General features: G+C 66.1%; 22 protein-coding genes. 15 read left to right on the forward strand and 7 right to left on the reverse strand.

Annotated features, from left to right (window positions below; translation table 11 throughout):
• The first annotated feature begins 5 nt into the window (after nucleotides 1–5).
• The 4 genes from PVW48_RS13050 to PVW48_RS13065 all read left to right on the forward strand — a co-directional run bounded on the left by PVW48_RS13050 (nucleotide 6) and on the right by PVW48_RS13065 (nucleotide 1,858).
• A complete protein-coding gene (locus PVW48_RS13050; protein ID WP_012179284.1) occupies nucleotides 6–758 on the forward strand; it encodes a M48 family metallopeptidase in 753 nt (250 codons plus the stop codon).
• A 96-nt stretch (nucleotides 759–854) separates the two neighbouring features.
• Nucleotides 855–1,103, forward strand: a complete 249-nt coding sequence (locus tag PVW48_RS13055) for a DUF6455 family protein (protein WP_012179283.1) — start codon at nucleotides 855–857, stop codon at nucleotides 1,101–1,103.
• Between the two features lie 53 nt (nucleotides 1,104–1,156).
• Nucleotides 1,157–1,492: a DUF6455 family protein gene (locus PVW48_RS13060; RefSeq protein WP_012179282.1), complete on the forward strand. Its 336-nt coding sequence runs from the start codon at nucleotides 1,157–1,159 to the stop codon at nucleotides 1,490–1,492.
• Between the two features lie 30 nt (nucleotides 1,493–1,522).
• A complete protein-coding gene (locus tag PVW48_RS13065; RefSeq protein WP_274581654.1) occupies nucleotides 1,523–1,858 on the forward strand; it encodes a hypothetical protein in 336 nt (111 codons plus the stop codon).
• Between the two features lie 3 nt (nucleotides 1,859–1,861).
• On the opposite strand, the gene cutA is transcribed toward PVW48_RS13065, so the two are convergent.
• Together cutA and rimO are read right to left on the reverse strand one after the other, a co-directional pair.
• Entirely contained in the window at nucleotides 1,862–2,197 is a 336-nt protein-coding gene (cutA, locus tag PVW48_RS13070) for a divalent-cation tolerance protein CutA (RefSeq protein ID WP_274581655.1), read from the reverse strand.
• A 74-nt stretch (nucleotides 2,198–2,271) separates the two neighbouring features.
• The gene (gene rimO, locus PVW48_RS13075) at nucleotides 2,272–3,642 is read right to left on the reverse strand and encodes a 30S ribosomal protein S12 methylthiotransferase RimO (protein WP_274581656.1); all 1,371 of its coding nucleotides are present in this window, start codon (nucleotides 3,640–3,642) and stop codon (nucleotides 2,272–2,274) included.
• Between the two features lie 337 nt (nucleotides 3,643–3,979).
• On the opposite strand from rimO, the gene PVW48_RS13080 reads away from it, so the two are divergent.
• Nucleotides 3,980–4,621: a VPLPA-CTERM sorting domain-containing protein gene (locus PVW48_RS13080; RefSeq protein ID WP_012179278.1), complete on the forward strand. Its 642-nt coding sequence runs from the start codon at nucleotides 3,980–3,982 to the stop codon at nucleotides 4,619–4,621.
• 199 nt (nucleotides 4,622–4,820) lie between these two features.
• Here PVW48_RS13080 and PVW48_RS13085 read toward each other — a convergent pair whose 3' ends face one another.
• Complete coding sequence (locus PVW48_RS13085) at nucleotides 4,821–5,444, reverse strand: GcrA family cell cycle regulator (RefSeq protein ID WP_012179277.1); 624 nt, start codon at nucleotides 5,442–5,444, stop codon at nucleotides 4,821–4,823.
• Nucleotides 5,445–5,598: 154 nt separating this feature from the next.
• On the opposite strand from PVW48_RS13085, the gene PVW48_RS13090 reads away from it, so the two are divergent.
• Together PVW48_RS13090 and PVW48_RS13095 are read left to right on the forward strand one after the other, a co-directional pair.
• The gene (locus PVW48_RS13090; protein ID WP_012179276.1) at nucleotides 5,599–6,402 is read left to right on the forward strand and encodes an ABC transporter permease; all 804 of its coding nucleotides are present in this window, start codon (nucleotides 5,599–5,601) and stop codon (nucleotides 6,400–6,402) included.
• Between the two features lie 115 nt (nucleotides 6,403–6,517).
• Nucleotides 6,518–6,823: a hypothetical protein gene (locus tag PVW48_RS13095; RefSeq protein ID WP_012179275.1), complete on the forward strand. Its 306-nt coding sequence runs from the start codon at nucleotides 6,518–6,520 to the stop codon at nucleotides 6,821–6,823.
• On the opposite strand, the gene PVW48_RS13100 is transcribed toward PVW48_RS13095, so the two are convergent.
• A complete protein-coding gene (locus PVW48_RS13100; RefSeq protein ID WP_274581657.1) occupies nucleotides 6,820–7,269 on the reverse strand; it encodes a low molecular weight protein-tyrosine-phosphatase in 450 nt (149 codons plus the stop codon). The genes PVW48_RS13095 and PVW48_RS13100 overlap by 4 nt on opposite strands.
• A 61-nt stretch (nucleotides 7,270–7,330) precedes the next feature.
• On the opposite strand from PVW48_RS13100, the gene PVW48_RS13105 reads away from it, so the two are divergent.
• A complete protein-coding gene (locus tag PVW48_RS13105) occupies nucleotides 7,331–8,017 on the forward strand; it encodes an NAD-dependent deacylase (protein WP_274581658.1) in 687 nt (228 codons plus the stop codon).
• Between the two features lie 203 nt (nucleotides 8,018–8,220).
• On the opposite strand, the gene PVW48_RS13110 is transcribed toward PVW48_RS13105, so the two are convergent.
• On the reverse strand, nucleotides 8,221–8,553 hold the full coding sequence (locus PVW48_RS13110) for a DUF6476 family protein (protein ID WP_157865333.1): 333 nt from the start codon (nucleotides 8,551–8,553) through the stop codon (nucleotides 8,221–8,223).
• On the opposite strand from PVW48_RS13110, the gene PVW48_RS13115 reads away from it, so the two are divergent.
• The 7 genes from PVW48_RS13115 to PVW48_RS13145 all read left to right on the forward strand — a co-directional run bounded on the left by PVW48_RS13115 (nucleotide 8,552) and on the right by PVW48_RS13145 (nucleotide 13,310).
• Nucleotides 8,552–9,595 carry an RluA family pseudouridine synthase gene (locus tag PVW48_RS13115; RefSeq protein WP_274581659.1) on the forward strand — a complete coding sequence of 348 codons (1,044 nt, stop codon included), beginning with the start codon at nucleotides 8,552–8,554 and terminating at the stop codon, nucleotides 9,593–9,595. The genes PVW48_RS13110 and PVW48_RS13115 overlap by 2 nt on opposite strands.
• Nucleotides 9,596–9,788: 193 nt before the next feature.
• The gene (rpoH, locus tag PVW48_RS13120; protein WP_012179270.1) at nucleotides 9,789–10,685 is read left to right on the forward strand and encodes an RNA polymerase sigma factor RpoH; all 897 of its coding nucleotides are present in this window, start codon (nucleotides 9,789–9,791) and stop codon (nucleotides 10,683–10,685) included.
• A gap of 52 nt (nucleotides 10,686–10,737) precedes the next feature.
• Nucleotides 10,738–11,724 carry a Gfo/Idh/MocA family protein gene (locus tag PVW48_RS13125; protein ID WP_274581662.1) on the forward strand — a complete coding sequence of 329 codons (987 nt, stop codon included), beginning with the start codon at nucleotides 10,738–10,740 and terminating at the stop codon, nucleotides 11,722–11,724.
• Nucleotides 11,725–11,941: 217 nt separating this feature from the next.
• On the forward strand, nucleotides 11,942–12,244 hold the full coding sequence (locus tag PVW48_RS13130) for a DUF4389 domain-containing protein (protein ID WP_274581663.1): 303 nt from the start codon (nucleotides 11,942–11,944) through the stop codon (nucleotides 12,242–12,244).
• 119 nt (nucleotides 12,245–12,363) lie between these two features.
• The gene (locus PVW48_RS13135) at nucleotides 12,364–12,606 is read left to right on the forward strand and encodes a CDGSH iron-sulfur domain-containing protein (RefSeq protein WP_012179267.1); all 243 of its coding nucleotides are present in this window, start codon (nucleotides 12,364–12,366) and stop codon (nucleotides 12,604–12,606) included.
• Between the two features lie 65 nt (nucleotides 12,607–12,671).
• Complete coding sequence (locus tag PVW48_RS13140) at nucleotides 12,672–12,896, forward strand: hypothetical protein (protein ID WP_274581664.1); 225 nt, start codon at nucleotides 12,672–12,674, stop codon at nucleotides 12,894–12,896.
• A gap of 12 nt (nucleotides 12,897–12,908) precedes the next feature.
• Nucleotides 12,909–13,310 (forward strand): DUF805 domain-containing protein, encoded by a 402-nt coding sequence (locus PVW48_RS13145; RefSeq protein ID WP_274581665.1) that lies wholly within the window; start codon nucleotides 12,909–12,911, stop codon nucleotides 13,308–13,310.
• Between the two features lie 84 nt (nucleotides 13,311–13,394).
• On the opposite strand, the gene PVW48_RS13150 is transcribed toward PVW48_RS13145, so the two are convergent.
• Nucleotides 13,395–15,230, reverse strand: a complete 1,836-nt coding sequence (locus PVW48_RS13150) for a M3 family oligoendopeptidase (RefSeq protein ID WP_274581666.1) — start codon at nucleotides 15,228–15,230, stop codon at nucleotides 13,395–13,397.
• A 401-nt stretch (nucleotides 15,231–15,631) separates the two neighbouring features.
• Complete coding sequence (locus PVW48_RS13155; protein ID WP_274581668.1) at nucleotides 15,632–16,837, reverse strand: acyl-CoA dehydrogenase family protein; 1,206 nt, start codon at nucleotides 16,835–16,837, stop codon at nucleotides 15,632–15,634.
• Nucleotides 16,838–16,856: the final 19 nt, after the last annotated feature.

Here is a 16,856-nt window from a genome sequence, read left to right on the forward strand (position 1 = left end):
CGGGCATGGTGTTGCAATACGTCTCCCTCGCCCGCGTGGCCCTCGCAGGCGCTCTGGCCGCCGCCCTGGCGGGGTGCAGCGTCGCGCCCGCGCCGCAACAGGCAAGCCGCCCCGTCCCGTCGGCGCCCGAACCGGTCGCGCGACTGTCCTCCGATCAGGCGGTGCGCAATTTCGATGCGGTGGTCCGGCGGGTGGAGCCCGTGGCGGAATCCGAATGCCGCGCGCGCACCCGCGGGCTGGATTGCGACTTCCTGATCCAGGTGGATACCCGGCCGGGCCAGCCTGTGAACGCCTTTCACACCCTCGATGCCGAAGGGCGCCCGCTGATCGTGTTCACCGTCGCCATGATCGCCGAGGCGCGCAACCAGGACGAGCTGGCCTTCGTCATGGGACACGAGGCGGCCCACCATATCGCCGGCCACCTGGTCCAGACCCAGCGCAACGCGGGCCTTGGCGCGGTCGTTTTCGGCACGCTCGCCTCCCTCGCCACTTCGGGGGCCAGCGACGCGGTCCGGCAGGCCACGGTGGAACAAGCGCTTCAGGCCGGTGCCCTTGTCGGGGCGCGGACCTACAGCAAGGAAAACGAGCTGGAGGCGGACGCGCTGGGCACGGTCATCGCCGCCCGCGCGGGATTCGACCCCCTGCGCGGGGCGCTGTTCTTCTCGCGCCTGCCCGATCCCGGTGATCAATTCCTGGGCAGTCATCCCCCGAATGCGGCACGTTTTGAAACCGTAAGGCAGGTCGCCGCCACGCTTTGAGCGCTTTGTGCGCCACCCGGCGCGCCGGTTTGATCTGCCTCAAGGCCCCGCGGCCCCGCGCCGCCCAGACTGTCTCCCATGTGAGGGAGATCGCCTATGCTGAACCAAACCGTCGTTCGAAAACACGCAGCCCTGGTGGACCGGATGTCCGACCGGCTCGGCGTGGACCTGGAAGAAAGCGCGTTCCGCGGCGAGATTTCGCCGGAACTGATCCCGGATCTGGTGCTGCGCTGCACCAACTGCGCCAACCCCGAAGCCTGCACCCGACTGCTCGACAGCATGGAGCAGCTGGAGGCCGCGCCGTCCTATTGCGTCAACCGCGACACCCTCGCAAACCTGCGCTGAGCGCGCGCGCCGCTGGGCCACATGGGGGCCCGCCCCTGATACGGGAGATTGCCATGACACGCGCTGCACCCCGCGCGCAGTCCACACAAGACAGTGCCTGCCCGAAGAGACTGGGCAAGGCCAACGCGCATTTCTGGCTCGTCCAACGCATGGCCAAGACCGCGGGCCTCGATCTGGCCAAGGCCGTGGAGGCCGGTCTGCTGAGGCAAGACGACTGGGCCAGCATGGTCCAGTGCTGCCGCGGTTGTGCCTGGGCGGACGGATGCGAACACTGGCTGGACACCGCTGACCAGAACGCGGACGCCCCGCCGGTGCCCTGTCTCAACCGCACACGCATGGCCCGCCTGAAGGAGGCTTTGGCTGTGGAAACCGAGGCCGATGTCGCCTAGGATCCGCGCGTGGCTTTGGAGACCAAGCTTATGAAACGCACGAAGATCTGGCCCCTCGCACTTGGCTGTGCCGTGCTTGCGGGATGCGACGGGATGGGGTCGGCGCCCCGTGGCGAAACCCCGCCGGTCGCGACCTCCAGCCCGGGCACCGGTGCGCTGATGCTGCTCGGCGGCTACCGCGCGACCGACGATCCCTGCCGCCGCGTGGGCGAGACCGCCGCCACGGTCGATTTCCTCGATCACACCGCCGATCTCGTGGGCTGCCCCGAAGGCTCCGCCCAAGCCGCCACCTTCGCCGCCGAGATGGGCGCCCAGCCGATTTCCGTGATCGACGGCTACCAGCTCTTCACGGTGCCGCGCGGCTGACCCTCAGCCCTCGGTCTCCGCCGTGATCCAGGCGGCCAGGTCGTCGGACATCGCCACCGGGACCCAGGTGATCGCCGGCAATTCATACGGATGCCCCTGCGCGATCAGGGCCGCGAGGGCGGTCCGATGCCGCTCCAGCGTCTTGAAACTCAGAAGCACCTCCGCATCCTCGCACAGCGTGCCCTGCCACCAATACAGGCTCGACACCCCCGGCAGCACATTGGCACAGGCCACCAGCCGCGCCGACAAGGCCCGCCGCCCCAGCAGCTTGGCTGTCTCCACATCCGGGCAGGTCACGCTCAGGTGCAAGGGGGTCTCGGGGTCCAGGGCTTCTGTCACGGTGCACTCCGTCGCAGTTTCAGTGTTCCCAAAACACGCACATCCCGCCAGCGCCGCGCGCGGCACGGTCGGGATCAGACGCGCGTCCCCCAAAGGTCATAATCCGACGCCTCGTCCACGTCCACGGTCACGATATCGCCGGGTGCCAGTCCCTCAAACCCCGCATCGATGAACAGGTTGCCGTCGATCTCCGGCGCGTCGGCCTTGGTCCGGCAGGTCGCGGCCTCCGCGTCCACCTCGTCCACGATCACCTCGATCCGGCTGCCCACCTTCGCCGCGAGTTTCGCCGCCGAGATCGCCTGCGCCTTCTCCATGAACCGCTCCCAGCGGTCCTGCTTGACCTCCGGCGTCACATGGTCGGGCAGGGCATTGGACCGCGCGCCCGCCACGTTCTCGTACTGAAAACACCCCACCCGGTCGAGCTGTGCTTCGTCCATCCAGTCCAGCAGGGTCTGGAACTCCGCCTCCGTCTCGCCGGGATAGCCCACGATGAAGGTCGAGCGCAGGGTGATCTCCGGGCAGATCCCGCGCCATTCCGCGATCCGGTCCAGCGTCTTCTCCGCCGCCGCAGGCCGCGCCATGCGCCGTAACGTGTCGGGGTGCGCGTGCTGGAACGGGATATCGAGATAGGGCAGCACCAGCCCCTCGGCCATCAGCGGGATCAGGTCTCGCACATGGGGGTAGGGATAGACATAATGCAGCCGCACCCAAGCCCCGAGCCCCCCGAGATCGCGGGCCAGATCGGTGATATGCGCCCGGTGCCCGCGATCCTCGGCATGGCGGATATCGACCCCGTAGGCCGAGGTATCCTGGCTGATCACCAACAGCTCCCGCACCCCCGCCTCGACCAGCTTCTCGGCCTCGCGCACCACCGCATGGGCCGGGCGACTGGCCAGACGCCCGCGCATGTCCGGGATGATGCAAAACTTGCACTTGTGGTTGCAACCCTCTGAAATCTTGAGGTAACTGTAGTGCCGCGGCGTCAGGCTGACCCCCGAGGCCGGCAGCAGATCGACAAACGGATCCGGGCTGGGGGGCACGGCGGCATGCACCGCGTCGAGCACCTGCTCGTACTGGTGCGGGCCGGTCACGGCGAGCACGCTGGGATGATGCCCGGTGATATACTCCGGCTCCGCGCCCAGACAGCCCGTGACGATCACTCGCCCGTTCTCGGACAGGGCCTCGCCAATCGCCTCAAGGCTCTCGGCCTTGGCACTGTCGAGAAACCCGCAGGTGTTCACGATCACCGCCTCCGCGCCCGCGTAGTCCGGGCTGATCGCATAGCCCTCGGCCCGCAGCCGCGTCAGGATCCGCTCGCTGTCCACCAACGCCTTGGGACAGCCCAAAGAGACCATCCCGATCCTCGGCTGCCCCGGTCGCGCGGCCGGGTCGATCTTGATGCCGGGCGCAATATCCGGGCGCAGGTCAGGCGGATTCTGGGTCATGCCCAGCCTATAACGCCATGTGTGTTTCGCGGGAAGGGGGGCCGTGACGAACTGATTTTGCAGGTCACGCGGGAGCGGCAGCGTGTTGGGCTTTCAGCCTCGGACGGTTTCCGCTTCTCGATCCATGGCACGGATGCCCACCACGAGGCAGATTACGTGACCGCATCGTCCCAAAAGGGCGTCGGAGCAAACCGCTGGTCCGCCCGGACGCATCTTTCTTGACGTAAGGTCATTCTGAATATGTCTGATTTTGCCTCCTTTTTTATGACACGAAGAGTTTGCATTGAATGCCCGCCATCGGGTAAGGCCCGGGCACTTAACCAGTGGAGACGATTTTATGAGATTTCTTGCGACTGCCGCTCTCGGCGCGGTTCTGGCCACCTCCGGCGCTCAGGCCGCCGTCATCGATTTCGAAGGTTTCAACGCCGGCGATATCCTGTCGGGCCTTGGTGGTCTGTCCGTCGATGGCGTGGGCTACAGCATCACCGTGGACAGCAATGGCAGCAACGATATCGCCATGGTGTTCGACACCGACAATCCGACCGGGGGGGACTCCGACCTGGCCGCACCGTTCACCAATCCGGCGACCGGGGCGCAGTTGTCGCCGGGCAATGTGCTTATCATCTCCGAGGATGGCGACACCTCCGACCCCGATGATGAGCGCGCGGGCGGCAAGATCACCTTCGCTTTCGACTCGGCGGTGAACCTGCTTGGCTTCGATGCGTTGGATGATGTCACCCTGACGGTCACCGACAGCGCGGGAGGCACGGTCACGGTCAGCGTGGCCAAGGACAACCAGTTCGCCAGTGTCACCACCAGCTTCTTCAACATCTCGTCGGTCCAGTTCGACTTCGGTAACCAGTCGGGTGCTATTGATAACCTGAGCATCTCGGCCGTGCCGCTTCCGGCGTCTGCCTTGCTGCTCTTCGCCGGCCTGGGGGGGCTGGGCGTGATGTCACGCCGTCGCAAGTCGGCCTGAGCTGGCACTCCAGCGGGACTTGAAGGCGCCTTTCGGGGCGCCTTTTTCGTGGGGTGTCGGCAGGTCCAGATGCGGCGATGGCGCGGTGTCGGGGCAGCTATCTAAACGGCCATCCGCCACGTCCCCTGTCATCTACAAGGGGGCGCGGCCTCACGCAGGGCGGGCGTATCAGGGCCCGAGCGCCGTTTGCAGTGCTCGGTTAGCGCCGCCGGTCGCGGCGCGAGGACATGGGTTGGAACGCCACGCCCACATGGGCCTCGCAGTAGGGCTTGCCCGCCTGCACCGGCAGGCCGCAGAACCAGAATTCTTCCGTGGCCGGATCGCCGATGGGCCATTTGCAGGTCCGCTCGGTCAGCTCCATCAGGCTCAGCTTCTTGGCCTTCTTTTCCACCTCGCGCACCGAGGCCAGCGCCTCGGGGCTGATCTCGTTGGCCGAGGGTTGCGGCGGCAGGGGCTGGCCCGCGGGCACGATGGTGCGGCGCAGGGGCGTGGGCTCCGGCGCGCTGGCCGCGGCGGGGGCCGCTTCGGCCGGGCGCGCGGCGTCGGTCTTGGGGGTGTTGGCAGGCTCCGGGGCGGGCCGCGGCTTCTCCGCCGCCTTCGCCGGTTTCGCCGCGGCCTGTGCGCTGTCCTTCTTGGCCGGCTCGGCCGCCTTGGCCGCGGTACTGCCGCCGCCGCCATTGCGGTTCGACAGGCCCAGCCGGTGGACCTTGCCGATCACCGCGTTGCGGGTCACGCCGCCCAGTTCCTTGGCGATCTGACTGGCGCTCTTTCCTTCGCCCCACATGGTCTTGAGAATTTCAACGCGCTCGTCAGTCCAGGACATCGCCACCTCGGTAAGCATAAAGGAGGGGTCAGGCCGCACCGGCCCAACCCCGCCCCTTGGAGTTTTCCAATCTTCCTCTATTTTAGCCACCGCGGACGAGGATACAAGCACCCCCGGACCGACAGATGCATGACGCACGGTCAGAAAGGCCCCGATGACAGATCAAACCCGCATGGGCACCCGCAGGTTCGGGCGCATCAACTGGCTCGGCGTGGCCACCCTGGCCGAACGGGAGATGCGCCGCTTTCTCGCGGTCTGGACCCAGACCGTGGCCGGCCCCCTGGTCACGGCGGGGCTGTTCATCCTGATCTTCAACCTCGCCATCGGACCCCGGCGGGGCGAGGTGATGGGCGTGCCCTTCATCGAATTCCTCATCCCCGGCATCCTGATGATGACCGTAATCCAGAACGCCTTCGCCAACACCTCCAGTTCGATCATGGTGGCCAAGGTGCAGGGCAATATCGTCGATACTCTGATGCCACCCCTGTCGGCGGCCGAACTGGTGGCGGGCTACATCATCGGCGGGATCGGACGCGGGCTGCTGGTGGGCCTGGCGATCGTTGCGGCCACCATGTTGCTTCTGGGGACATCGGTCGCCCATCCGCTCTGGGTGCTTGTCTTCATCCTGCTGGGGGCGGCGGTGCTGAGCGGGCTCGGCATCATCGCCGCGATCTACGCCAACAAGTTCGACCAGATGGCCGCGATCACCAATTTCGTCATCACGCCCCTGAGCTTCCTGTCCGGCACCTTCTACTCGCTCGAAGCCCTGCCGCCCCTGATGCAGACCCTCAGCCATATCAACCCGATGTTCTACATGATCGACGGGGTGCGCTACGGCATGCTCGGCACCTCCGACAGCTCGCCCTGGCTGGGGCTCGCGGTCTGCGCCGCCTCCGCGGTCGCGATCCTGCTGGTCTGCTGGGCCTTCTTCCGCTCCGGATATCGGCTGAAGCCCTGACAAAGCGGAATTGAAAACCGCCCCGTTTCAAGCTATTCTTAAGGCTCACGGGGTTACAGAGCCATGAGGCCACTCCCGGTGCGAGGCGGTTTTCACATATAGGCAGGTGAGCAGAATGCGCGCAGCTATACTCGGACTATCCCTGACACTCATGCTCGGCGGTGTCGCCCCGGCACAGGCGGACGCGATCAAGCGTGCCTGCATCGATTCGGGCCGAACGGGGGCGAACTATGCCCTGTGCGGCTGCATCCAGAGCGTCGCGAACCAGACCCTCAGCCGCTCGGAGCAACGCAAGGCCGCGTCCTTCTTTGCCGAGCCGCACCGCGCCCAGGAGGTCCGGCAATCGGACCGCGCCTCGGACGAACGGTTCTGGACCCGCTATCGGCAGTTCGGCGCCGTGGCCCAGAACGCCTGCAGCTAGAGCCGGGCGAGCAGGCCGCGACTGGCGGCCTCCAGCATGTCGAACACCTCCGGGAAGTTGTCCTCGTAATAGGGGTCCGGCACCTCCTCGCGCCCGATCCCGGGCGCTTCCCCGAGAAACAGCGCGACCGGCGTGGCATTGCCCGCCGGGCGCAACGCCTCCAGCCTGGCGATATTGGCCCGGTCCATCCCGTAGATCAGATCGAAGCGGTCGAAATCCGCCGTCCCCACCTGCCGGGCCCGCAGCCCGCTCAGGTCGATCCCCCGCCCGCGCGCTTCGGCCACCGCGCGCCGGTCGGGCGGCCCGCCCACGTGCCAATTCGACGTGCCCGCACTGTCGCAGATCACATCCGCGCCCGCGGCCTCGGCCAGATGCCGAAACACCCCTTCGGCGGTGGGGGAGCGGCAGATATTCCCGAGACAGACAAAAAGAACCGAAACCGTCATGGACAATCGCGCAAGGCGCCTCTTGGATAGGGGTCTCGGGACGGTAACGGAGCGGCGCGCAATGCCCAAGCGGATTGTCATTCTCAGCGGCGCGGGCCTGTCGGCCGAAAGCGGCCTGGGCACGTTTCGCGACAAGGACGGGCTCTGGACCAAGTATGACCTGGCCGAGGTCGCCACCCCCGAAGGCTTCGCCGCCAATCCCGCCCTTGTTCATGGCTTCTACAACGCGCGGCGCGCCAATTGCCTCGATGCCCGGCCGAACGCCGCCCACGCGGCGCTCGCGGCGCTGCAACGGCAGGCCGAGGTCACCCTCGTGACCCAGAATGTGGACGACCTGCTGGAACGGGCGGGCGCGCGCGACGTGATCCACATGCACGGCCAGCTCACCCGCGCGCTCTGTGCGGCCTGCGGGCACCGCTGGGACGCCCCGCGCGAAATGGCGCCGGATGACCCGTGCCCCGCCTGCGCGCGCCCCGCCACGCGCCCGGACATCGTCTGGTTCGGCGAGATGCCCTACCACATGGCCATGATCGATGGCGCGCTCGCTGCCGCCGAGCTCTTCGTCTCCATCGGCACCAGCGGGGAGGTCTATCCGGCCGCCGGGTTCGTCCAGGAGGCCCGCGCCGCAGGCATTCCGACGCTGGAGCTGAACCTGGAGCCGTCCTCCGGCAGCGCGCTTTTCACCGACGCCCGCTATGGTCCAGCGACCGAGATCGTGCCCGCCTGGGTAGCCGAACTGGGCGCCTGACCCCTCCGCCGGGTCCAAGCGGTTTCGAAACCGCTTGCCCGCGCCCGGTGATCAATCTTGATCGGCTTTTCGGGCCTTCTGCGCAGGCCCGCCCTTGCGCGCAGCACAGGGGGCTGCCGGTCTCTCCCTGACCGCGCCGCCGGGGGCCAAGCGGTTTCGAAACCGCTTGTCGCGCTCCGGCCCCACCGTCCGCGCCCGGCGGGCTATTCTGCGCCGCCGCCCACCGCGATCCGCTGCCGCAGCGCACCGTCGCCCGCGCCGTAGATCAGGATCTCGTCCCCCGCGACCACGGCAATCCAGTCACCGCCGAAGGTCACCGCTTCGGCCACCACACCGGCGGGCAGGGTGATACTCTCGGGCAGATCTGGCAGGGACGGGGCCTGCAAGCGGATGACAAGCAACCCGATTACCGTTACCACCCCGGCAATCATCACGACCGTCAGCACGGTCACCAATCGCCGCAGGAACTTCAGGTTCGCCGGCTCCGGCATTTCCGGGCCGGGCTCGGCGCCAAATTCGGACGGGTCATCGCGCATGTCGGGCATCCCAGAGGCCAGCGAGGAAATCACGGTCGAGGTCCAGCCGGACCCGCCGCCGCGCCTTGATAGGGCGCTGGCGCGGGATGTGCCAGAGGGGCTGGGCCTGAGCCGGTCGCGGCTCGTCAAGCTGATCGAGGCGGGCGATGTGCGCCGGGGGGCGGAGGTGCTGGCCAGCCCCAAGGCCCGCGTCGCGGCGGGCGACGTGCTGACCCTGCGGCTGGGCGCGCCCGCCGAGGTGCCGCTGGTGGCCGAGGCGATCCCGCTCGATGTGATCTTCGAGGATGCGGACCTGATCGTGGTCAACAAGCCCGCGGGCATGGTGGTGCACCCCGCCCCCGGCAGTCCCGCCGGCACGCTCGTGAACGCGCTGATGCACCATTGCGGCGACAGCCTGTCGGGCATCGGCGGCGAGAAGCGGCCCGGCATCGTCCACCGGATCGACAAGGACACGTCCGGCCTGCTGGTGGTGGCGAAATCCGACCACGCCCATCAGGGGCTCGCGGCCCAGTTCGCCGCCCACAGCGTCGATCGGATCTACGACGCGCTGGTCCACGGGGTGCCTGAGGCCTCCGATCCGCGCCTGCGCGGCCTGCCCATGGTCCGGTTCGAGCCCGGCGGCGTGCTGTGTCTGCGCGCATCCCTTGCGCGCCACCGCACCGACCGGCAGCGCCAGGCGGTCGTGGCCGAGGGCCAGGGGCGCCATGCGGTCACCCGGGCGCGCGTCGAGGCGCGCTTCGGCGATCCGGCCGGGGCGGCGCATCTGGCCTGCTGGCTGGAGACCGGCCGCACCCACCAGATCCGCGTCCATCTGGCCCATATCGGTCACGGGCTGTTGGGCGATCCGGTCTATGGTGGGCGCAAGCGCCTGTCGGCCAAGGCTTTTTCGCCTCAGGCATTGGCCGCCGCCGAAGCCTTCCCGCGCCAGGCCCTGCATGCCCGGACCCTCGGCTTCGTGCATCCCGTGACCGGGGCGGCGCTGTCCTTCGCCGCCCCGATGCCTGCCGACATGGCGGCCCTTGTGGCGGCGCTGGGCGGTTAATTTTCGCTTAATTCGAGAATGTTACAAAGCTGCACAAGGCAGTGACATCCGGTTTCAGCCGCTCGCTCTCGGGCCCGTGCTGACCCATATTGACCCCCAAGCACAAGGCGCAGGCCTTGACGAATGTTCATTTGATTAACATATCAGGCTGGTCCGGGCGGAGACCCGACCCGAGCCGACACGGAGGCGCAACATGGCATCATATACCAATCTTCCGGCCCCCTCTCCGGAGCAGGGCCTCAACCGGTACCTTCAGGAAATCCGTAAATTTCCCATGCTGGAGCCCGAAGAGGAATACATGCTGGCCAAGCGCTGGGTGGATCACGAGGACACCGAGGCGGCGCACAAGATGGTCACCTCGCACCTGCGTCTCGCTGCGAAAATCGCCATGGGCTACCGCGGCTACGGCCTGCCCCAGGCGGAGGTGATCTCCGAGGCCAATGTGGGTCTGATGCAGGCGGTCAAGCGGTTCGATCCCGAGAAGGGGTTTCGGCTGGCGACCTATGCCATGTGGTGGATCCGCGCCTCTATCCAGGAGTATATCTTGCGGTCCTGGAGCCTGGTGAAGCTGGGCACGACCTCGGCCCAGAAGAAGCTGTTTTTCAACCTGCGCAAGGCCAAGAACCGCATCGGCGCGCTGGAGGAGGGCGACCTGCGCCCGGAAAACGTCGCCCGGATCGCCAATGACCTGAACGTCACCGAGGACGAGGTGATCTCGATGAACCGGCGGATGTCGGGCGGGGATGCGTCGCTCAACGCGATGATCGGCTCGGATGGTGAGGGCGCCACCGAATGGCAGGACTGGCTGGAGGACGAGGACGCCGACCAGGCCGACGACTTCGCCGAGAAGGACGAGTTGATGGTGCGCCGCGAACTCTTGGCCGAGGCCATGGGCGTGCTCAACGACCGCGAGAAGGATATCCTGATGAAGCGCCGGCTGGAGGACAAGCCCGCGACCCTTGAAGAGCTGTCGGAGGTCTATGGCGTCAGCCGGGAGCGGATCCGCCAGATCGAGGTCCGCGCCTTCGAAAAGCTGCAAAAGGCAATGCGCGATCTGGCCAAGGAGAAGGGGTTGATGGCGACCGCCTGACCCTTCCCCTCCCCCCGCGGGGCGGTCTAGGCTGCCCGCGGGAGGAGACCACATGACCACACCATTGCGCTGGGGCATCCTGGGGGCCGCGAAATTCGCGCGTGAGCACATGGGCCCCGCCATCCATGCCGCCAGGGGCGCCACGCTGGCGGCGCTTGCCAGCCGCGATGCGGCCAAGGCGGCGCCGTTCCGGGCCTTCGCGCCCGGGCTGCGGGTCCATACCGATTACGACGCGCTGCTGGCGGATCCGGAGGTGGACGCGGTCTATATCCCGCTGCCCCACCCGATGCATGTGCCCTGGGCGATGAAGGCGCTGGAGGCGGGCAAGCATGTGCTCGCCGAGAAGCCGCTGGCCATGACCGCCGCCGAGATCGACCCGCTGATTTCGCGGCGAAACGCGACCGGGCTGCACTGCGCCGAGGCCTACATGATCGTCCACCACCCCCAATGGCAGCGGGCGCGCGCCCTGCTGCGCGAGGGGGCGATCGGGCGGCTGGTGCATGTGGCGGGGATCTTCACCTATGACAACCGGGCCGATCCCGGCAACATCCGCAACGCGGCCGATCAGGGCGGCGGGGGCATCCCGGATATCGGGGTCTATACCTATGGCTGCACCCGCTGGATGACCGAGGCCGAGCCCGAGGCGATCACCCATGCGGATATCACCTGGGAGAACGGCGTGGACACCATCGCGCGGGTCTCGGCGCGCTTTCCCGGCTTCACCGCCCATTGGGTCAACTCCATGCGGATGGCGCCGTTTCAGGACATGGTGTTTCATGGCGAAACGGGCGTTCTGCGGCTGACCGCGCCGTTCAATGCGCAGGTCTTCGGCGAGGCGCGGGTGGAGTTGCACCGGCCCGGCGGCGGCGGCGATCACACGGTCACGGTGGAGCGGTTTCCGGCCGCCAATCAGTACGTCGCGCAGGTCGAGGCGTTCGGGCGCACGGTGCGGGAGGGCGCGGAGTATCCCTGGTCCCTGGAGGATGCGCGGGGCACGCAAGCCATGATCGACGCGGTCTATGCCGCGGCCAAGGGTTAACGCAGGGGAGGTTTCGCGCGCGAAACATCGCGATTTATCCAATGTTTTCAAAACCGCCTGGTTAATTTTGCGTCAGCACATTGGGGTTTTCGTGCCTTTTGGTCGCGAAAGGTTAATGCGACCCCGGGTCCCGGCGCCGCCGCCAAAGGCGTTGACAGGGCGCGGGCACACCGCTTCCCTTGGCGAGGCGATCCGGCATGGGGTGAGGTGAGGTGCGATGACCGACGACGACAAGGTGACGGGGCGGCTCCATGGGGAGCAGCCCGACCCGGGCAAGCCGGACGGGCTGTTTCTGCGGCTGATCTACATGGTGCTGATCGCGGTGATGCTGAGCCTCGGTCAGACGGTCTTGACGGTTCTGACCGTGATCCAGTTCGTCATCATGTTGGTCAGCGGCGGCAAACCGAACCCGCGTCTGGCGGAGGTCGGCACGGATCTGGGCATCTGGATCGCCAAGGCCGCGCGGTACCAGACCGCCGCGTCCGAGGTGAAGCCCTGGCCCTGGACGGAGCTGGACTAGGGACCGTGGTACCCGGCCCCGAGGGCAGTATGCGCGAGCATATCGGGGAGGATGAAAGACTGGGCGCAGCGCCCGGCAAGGCTAGGTACTCGCGCGGAAGCCAGCACAGGAGCACGCTCATGTCCGACACACCCATCATTGCCCAGAAAGCCCCGTACCCGGTCGAGGTGACCGCGGGAAAGACCTATTTCTGGTGCACCTGCGGACGCTCCGGCGCGCAGCCTTTCTGCGACGGGTCGCACAAGGACACCGGGCTGACCCCGATGAAATACGAGGCGGCGGCGGACAAGACACTCTATTTCTGCGGCTGCAAGGCGACGGCAAAAGCGCCGCTGTGTGACGGGGCGCATAACAAGCTCTGAGGGCTTGACCCTGCGCGCTGCGCCGGGTCTTGTCATGCGGGTCAACGGAAAAGGGACACGCGTTCATGTCGAAGACCCTCTCTGAGGGCCTGATGGTCATCTGTGTTGTGGGCCTTGCGGCCTGCGGGATGTCCGACGAGGAGGCGGCGGCCTTGTCCGACGCCGTCGTGATAGACATGGAGGTGGCCGAGACGCAGCGGGAGGTCGAGAAGTCCCGGGATTTCGACCGGATCGCGCAAGAGACCGTGGCCGGGATGGATACATCCGGGCTGGAGGCCTTGGGTCAGTAAAGGGAGTTCGGAGTGGAAAACCTCAGCCTGGCCATGCGGTCGGCCCTGTCGAACTACGCCACCTTTTCGGGACGCGCGGCGCGTCCGGCCTATTGGTGGTGGGTGTTGTCGGTGTTTCTGTTGCTGTTCGTGCTGGGGCTGCTGGATGCGTTCGTGATGGCACCCCTGCTCGGGGCGGGCATCGCGGATGAGAACGCCGGGCAGCCGCTGTCCTTCCTGGCCAGCCTCGCCCTGCTTTTGCCGAACATCTCCATCGGGGTACGGCGACTTCACGACACTGGGCGGACCGGGTGGTGGATGCTGCTCGCGCTCTTCCCGGTGCTCGGGGTGCTGGTGCTGATCTACTTCTACCTCCAGCCGAGCGAGGAAGGCGAAAACGCCCACGGCCCGCAGCCGGTCTGGCCCCCGGCCTGAGGGATCCGAGGGGGCGGCCCTCATGGCGCGCCCCTGATTTCTTTTGTGCCTAAATACTCACGGCAAGACGGTCGCCCGGGGCGCTCAGTCCTCCATCGCTTCCAACTCGTCGATCATGCCAGAGATCATGCTCAGCCCCTTGTCCCAGAAGGCCGGGTCCGAGGCATCGAGCCCGAAGGGTTCAAGCAGGTCCTTGTGGTGCTTGGACCCGCCCGCCTTGAGCATGTCGAAATACTTGGTGCGGAAATCCGGATCGCCTTCTTCGTAGACCGCGTAGAGCGCGTTCACCAGCCCGTCGCCGAAGGCATAGGCATAGACGTAGAAAGGCGAGTGGACGAAGTGGGGGATGTAGGCCCAGAAGGTCTCGTAGCCCTCCATGAACTCGAAGACGGGGCCGAGGCTTTCGCCCTGCACGCTCATCCACAGATCGCCGATCTCGTCCGGGGTCAGCTCCCCCGCCTTGCGCGCGTCGTGCAGCTTGCACTCGAAGTCGTAGAAGGCGATCTGGCGGACGACCGTGTTGATCATGTCCTCGACCTTGCCGGCGAGCAGGATCTTGCGGGTGGCCTTGTCGGGGGCGGCGTCGAGCAGTTTGCGGAAGGTCAGCATCTCGCCGAATACGCTGGCGGTTTCGGCAAGCGTCAGGGGGGTGGAGCTGAGCAACTCGCCCTGGCCCGCGGCGAGGACCTGGTGGACGCCGTGGCCCAGTTCGTGCGCGAGGGTCATGACGTCGCGCGGTTTGCCCAGGTAGTTGAGCATGACGTAAGGATGCACCTCGGCCACGGTCGGGTGGGCGAAGGCGCCGGGGGCCTTGCCGGGTTTGACGCCCGCGTCGATCCAGCCGCGGTCGAAGAACGGCTCGGCGATGCGGGCCATTTCCGGGTCGAAATCGGCGTAAGCCTCCAGCACGGTCGCCTTGGCCTCGTCCCAGTCGACGATGCGATTGTCTTCGCGGGGCAGGGGGGCGTTGCGGTCCCAGACCTGCATCTTGTCGAGCCCCATCCACTTGGCCTTCAGCGCGTAGTAGCGGTGCGAGAGCTTGGGATAGGCGGCGACGACCGCGTTGCGCAGGGCCTCGACCACTTCGGGCTCGACATGGTTGGCGAGGTGGCGTCCGGCCTGAGGCGTGGGCAGGCCGCGCCAGCGGTCGGTGATCTCTTTCTCCTTGGCCAGCGTGTTGTGGACGCGGGCGAAGAGCTTGATCTGGCTGCCGAACTGGGCGGCGAGCTCGCGGGCGGCGGCCTCGCGCTTGTCGCGTTCGGGCTCGGACAGGAAGTTGAGCGTGCCCTCGATATTGTAGGCCTCGCCGTCGACCTCGAACATCATGCCCGCGATGGTCTCGTCGAAGAGCCGGTTCCAGGCGGCCGCGCCCACGGTGGAGCTGTCATGGAGGAACTTTTCCAGCTCGTCGGAGAGCTGGTAGGGCTTCATCGCGCGCAGGCGGTCGAAGATCGGCTTGTAGCGGGCGAGATCGGCATTGGCGGCGAAGAGCGCGTCCAGATGGTCGTCGGGCAGGCGGTTGATCTCCAGCGTGTAGAACACCAGCGGCGTGGTGTAGGTGGTGATCTTGTCCTGGGCGTCGGCCATGGCCTTGGCGCGCTCGGCATCGGTGGTGTTCTGGTAATAGCGCAGGCCCATGTAGGACATCAGGCGGCCGGAGACCGTGTCGATCCGCTCGTAGCGCAGCACGCAGTCGAGCATGCCCGCGGCGTCGAGGTCCGCCAGCTTGCCCTCGTAATCGGCGGCGAAGTCGCGGCAGGCGGCCTCCAGCCAGTCCATGTCGCGCTTGATCTCGGGGGCGTCGGGGGCCGGGTAGAGGTCCGACAGATCCCACTCCGGCAGCGCCCCGAGGTTCTTGCCCCCGGTCTCGGTGGCGGCGTCGCGAAGGGGCGTGGGGGCAGGGAAGGGAAGCGGGTGCATGGACGGTCCTCTTGTTGGCTTGGGCTAGAGGTAAGCCGGGAGGGGCGGGGGCTCAAGCGGGGAGGGAGATTTTGCGTATAGGTTGGGGCGGTTCAGAGCGGACCTTGACGGTAACCGCAGCGAATGATCGCTCCGAGCCCATAGGAGAAGTCTCAATATTTCGCTGCGTGCGCACGCAGCACAGACTTCTCTGCATCTGCACAATTCCTAACATGTTGGCGCAAGACGGAGGAACCGGCCGTTTACCAGCAATGCCATAACTCCTCTTAGTGCAAGAGCCACATAGTTATCCGAAAGTGATTCATGGACGCTTCGATATCGAGCGAAATGATCCGGCTGGCCACTTTGTTGCGGCCCGCCGGCTTGTTTGTCAGTTGATCACCGCAATGGCTTTGGCTGATTTATTGCGCTGCGATCGAGGAGGCTTCTTCATCCCGCTCGCCAAACCCCTTGGGGACAGGCAGGTCAGGCAAGCCAGCAGCCCGCTTTTGCAACGCACGCCCAATGACCACACGGCTGATTTCCGTTGTGCCATCGACGATCCGCAGCATCTGCGCCAGTCGCGACAAACGGTCGAGGCCATAGGGTTGCAACAACCCCATGCCGCCTAGCACCTGCGTGCAGGTATTGGCAGCCTTCACAGCGGCATCCGGGACAAAGCGTTTTGCATGTGCGGCCATCAACGGGCCGTCGGGGGTGCCAAGTGCCTCGGCGGCTCTGCGATAGAGCAGCTTGGATGCTTCAAGGTCAGTTGCGACTTCGCCCAACATCCATTGGATTCCATCGAGATCGAGGTTCTTACCCCCAAACATCTTGCGGCTCTTGGAATAGGAGAGTGCTGTATCGAGGGCAGCTTGCATCAAGCCACAGCACCCGGACGCGATTGAGACCCGTGCGATGTCAATCGCCATGAGCGAACCCTGCAGACCTTGCCCGATCGGCAGAATGATGTTCTCCTCGCTGACCACAACGTTGTCGAAATACATCTCGGACATGGGCAAGAAGTTGTAGGATGGGGTTTCATACAACGGGCCAAAGCTGATCCCCGGTGCATCTGCGGGAATAGCGATCATTGCCATGTCCTTGTGGCCGGGTGCGTCGCTCGTCTTGACGACCGTAAAGTAAATGTCGGCCTCAGTCGCCAAACTTACCCAAGCTTTTGATCCGCTGATCGTCCAAGTGCCGTCCCCGTTGATCATGGCGCGTGTATACATCTTCATCGGATCCGAGCCGGATTGTGGCTCAGTCAATGCGAAGTTCGCAAGTTTCCGACCCGCCGTCAGATCCCGCGCCCATTTCTTTTTGAATGCGTCGGTGCCGTACCCGCAACCGGCAAATGTGCAGATGTTGTGCATCGAAAGGGCAAAAGCGTAAGCGCCATCCCCAAGGCCCAGTTGTTCGTAAACTTGTATGCCTTCCGACAAAGGCAGGCCTTGTCCACCCCAATCTTCGGGGGCGTAAAGCCCTGTCAGGCCAGCAGCGCCTGCTTTGTCAGATGCGTCGCGCGGCCACGCCTTTGCTGCGTTCCACGCGTCTACATTGGGCGCTACGACCTCAGTGGCGTGCGTGTGAGCTGCGGCAAGAATGGCATCGAGTTTTTCTGACATGGGAGTGTTCCTTGAGATA

The sequence above is a fragment of the Dinoroseobacter sp. PD6 genome (genome assembly GCF_028807315.1).
GTDB lineage: Bacteria > Pseudomonadota > Alphaproteobacteria > Rhodobacterales > Rhodobacteraceae > Dinoroseobacter > Dinoroseobacter shibae.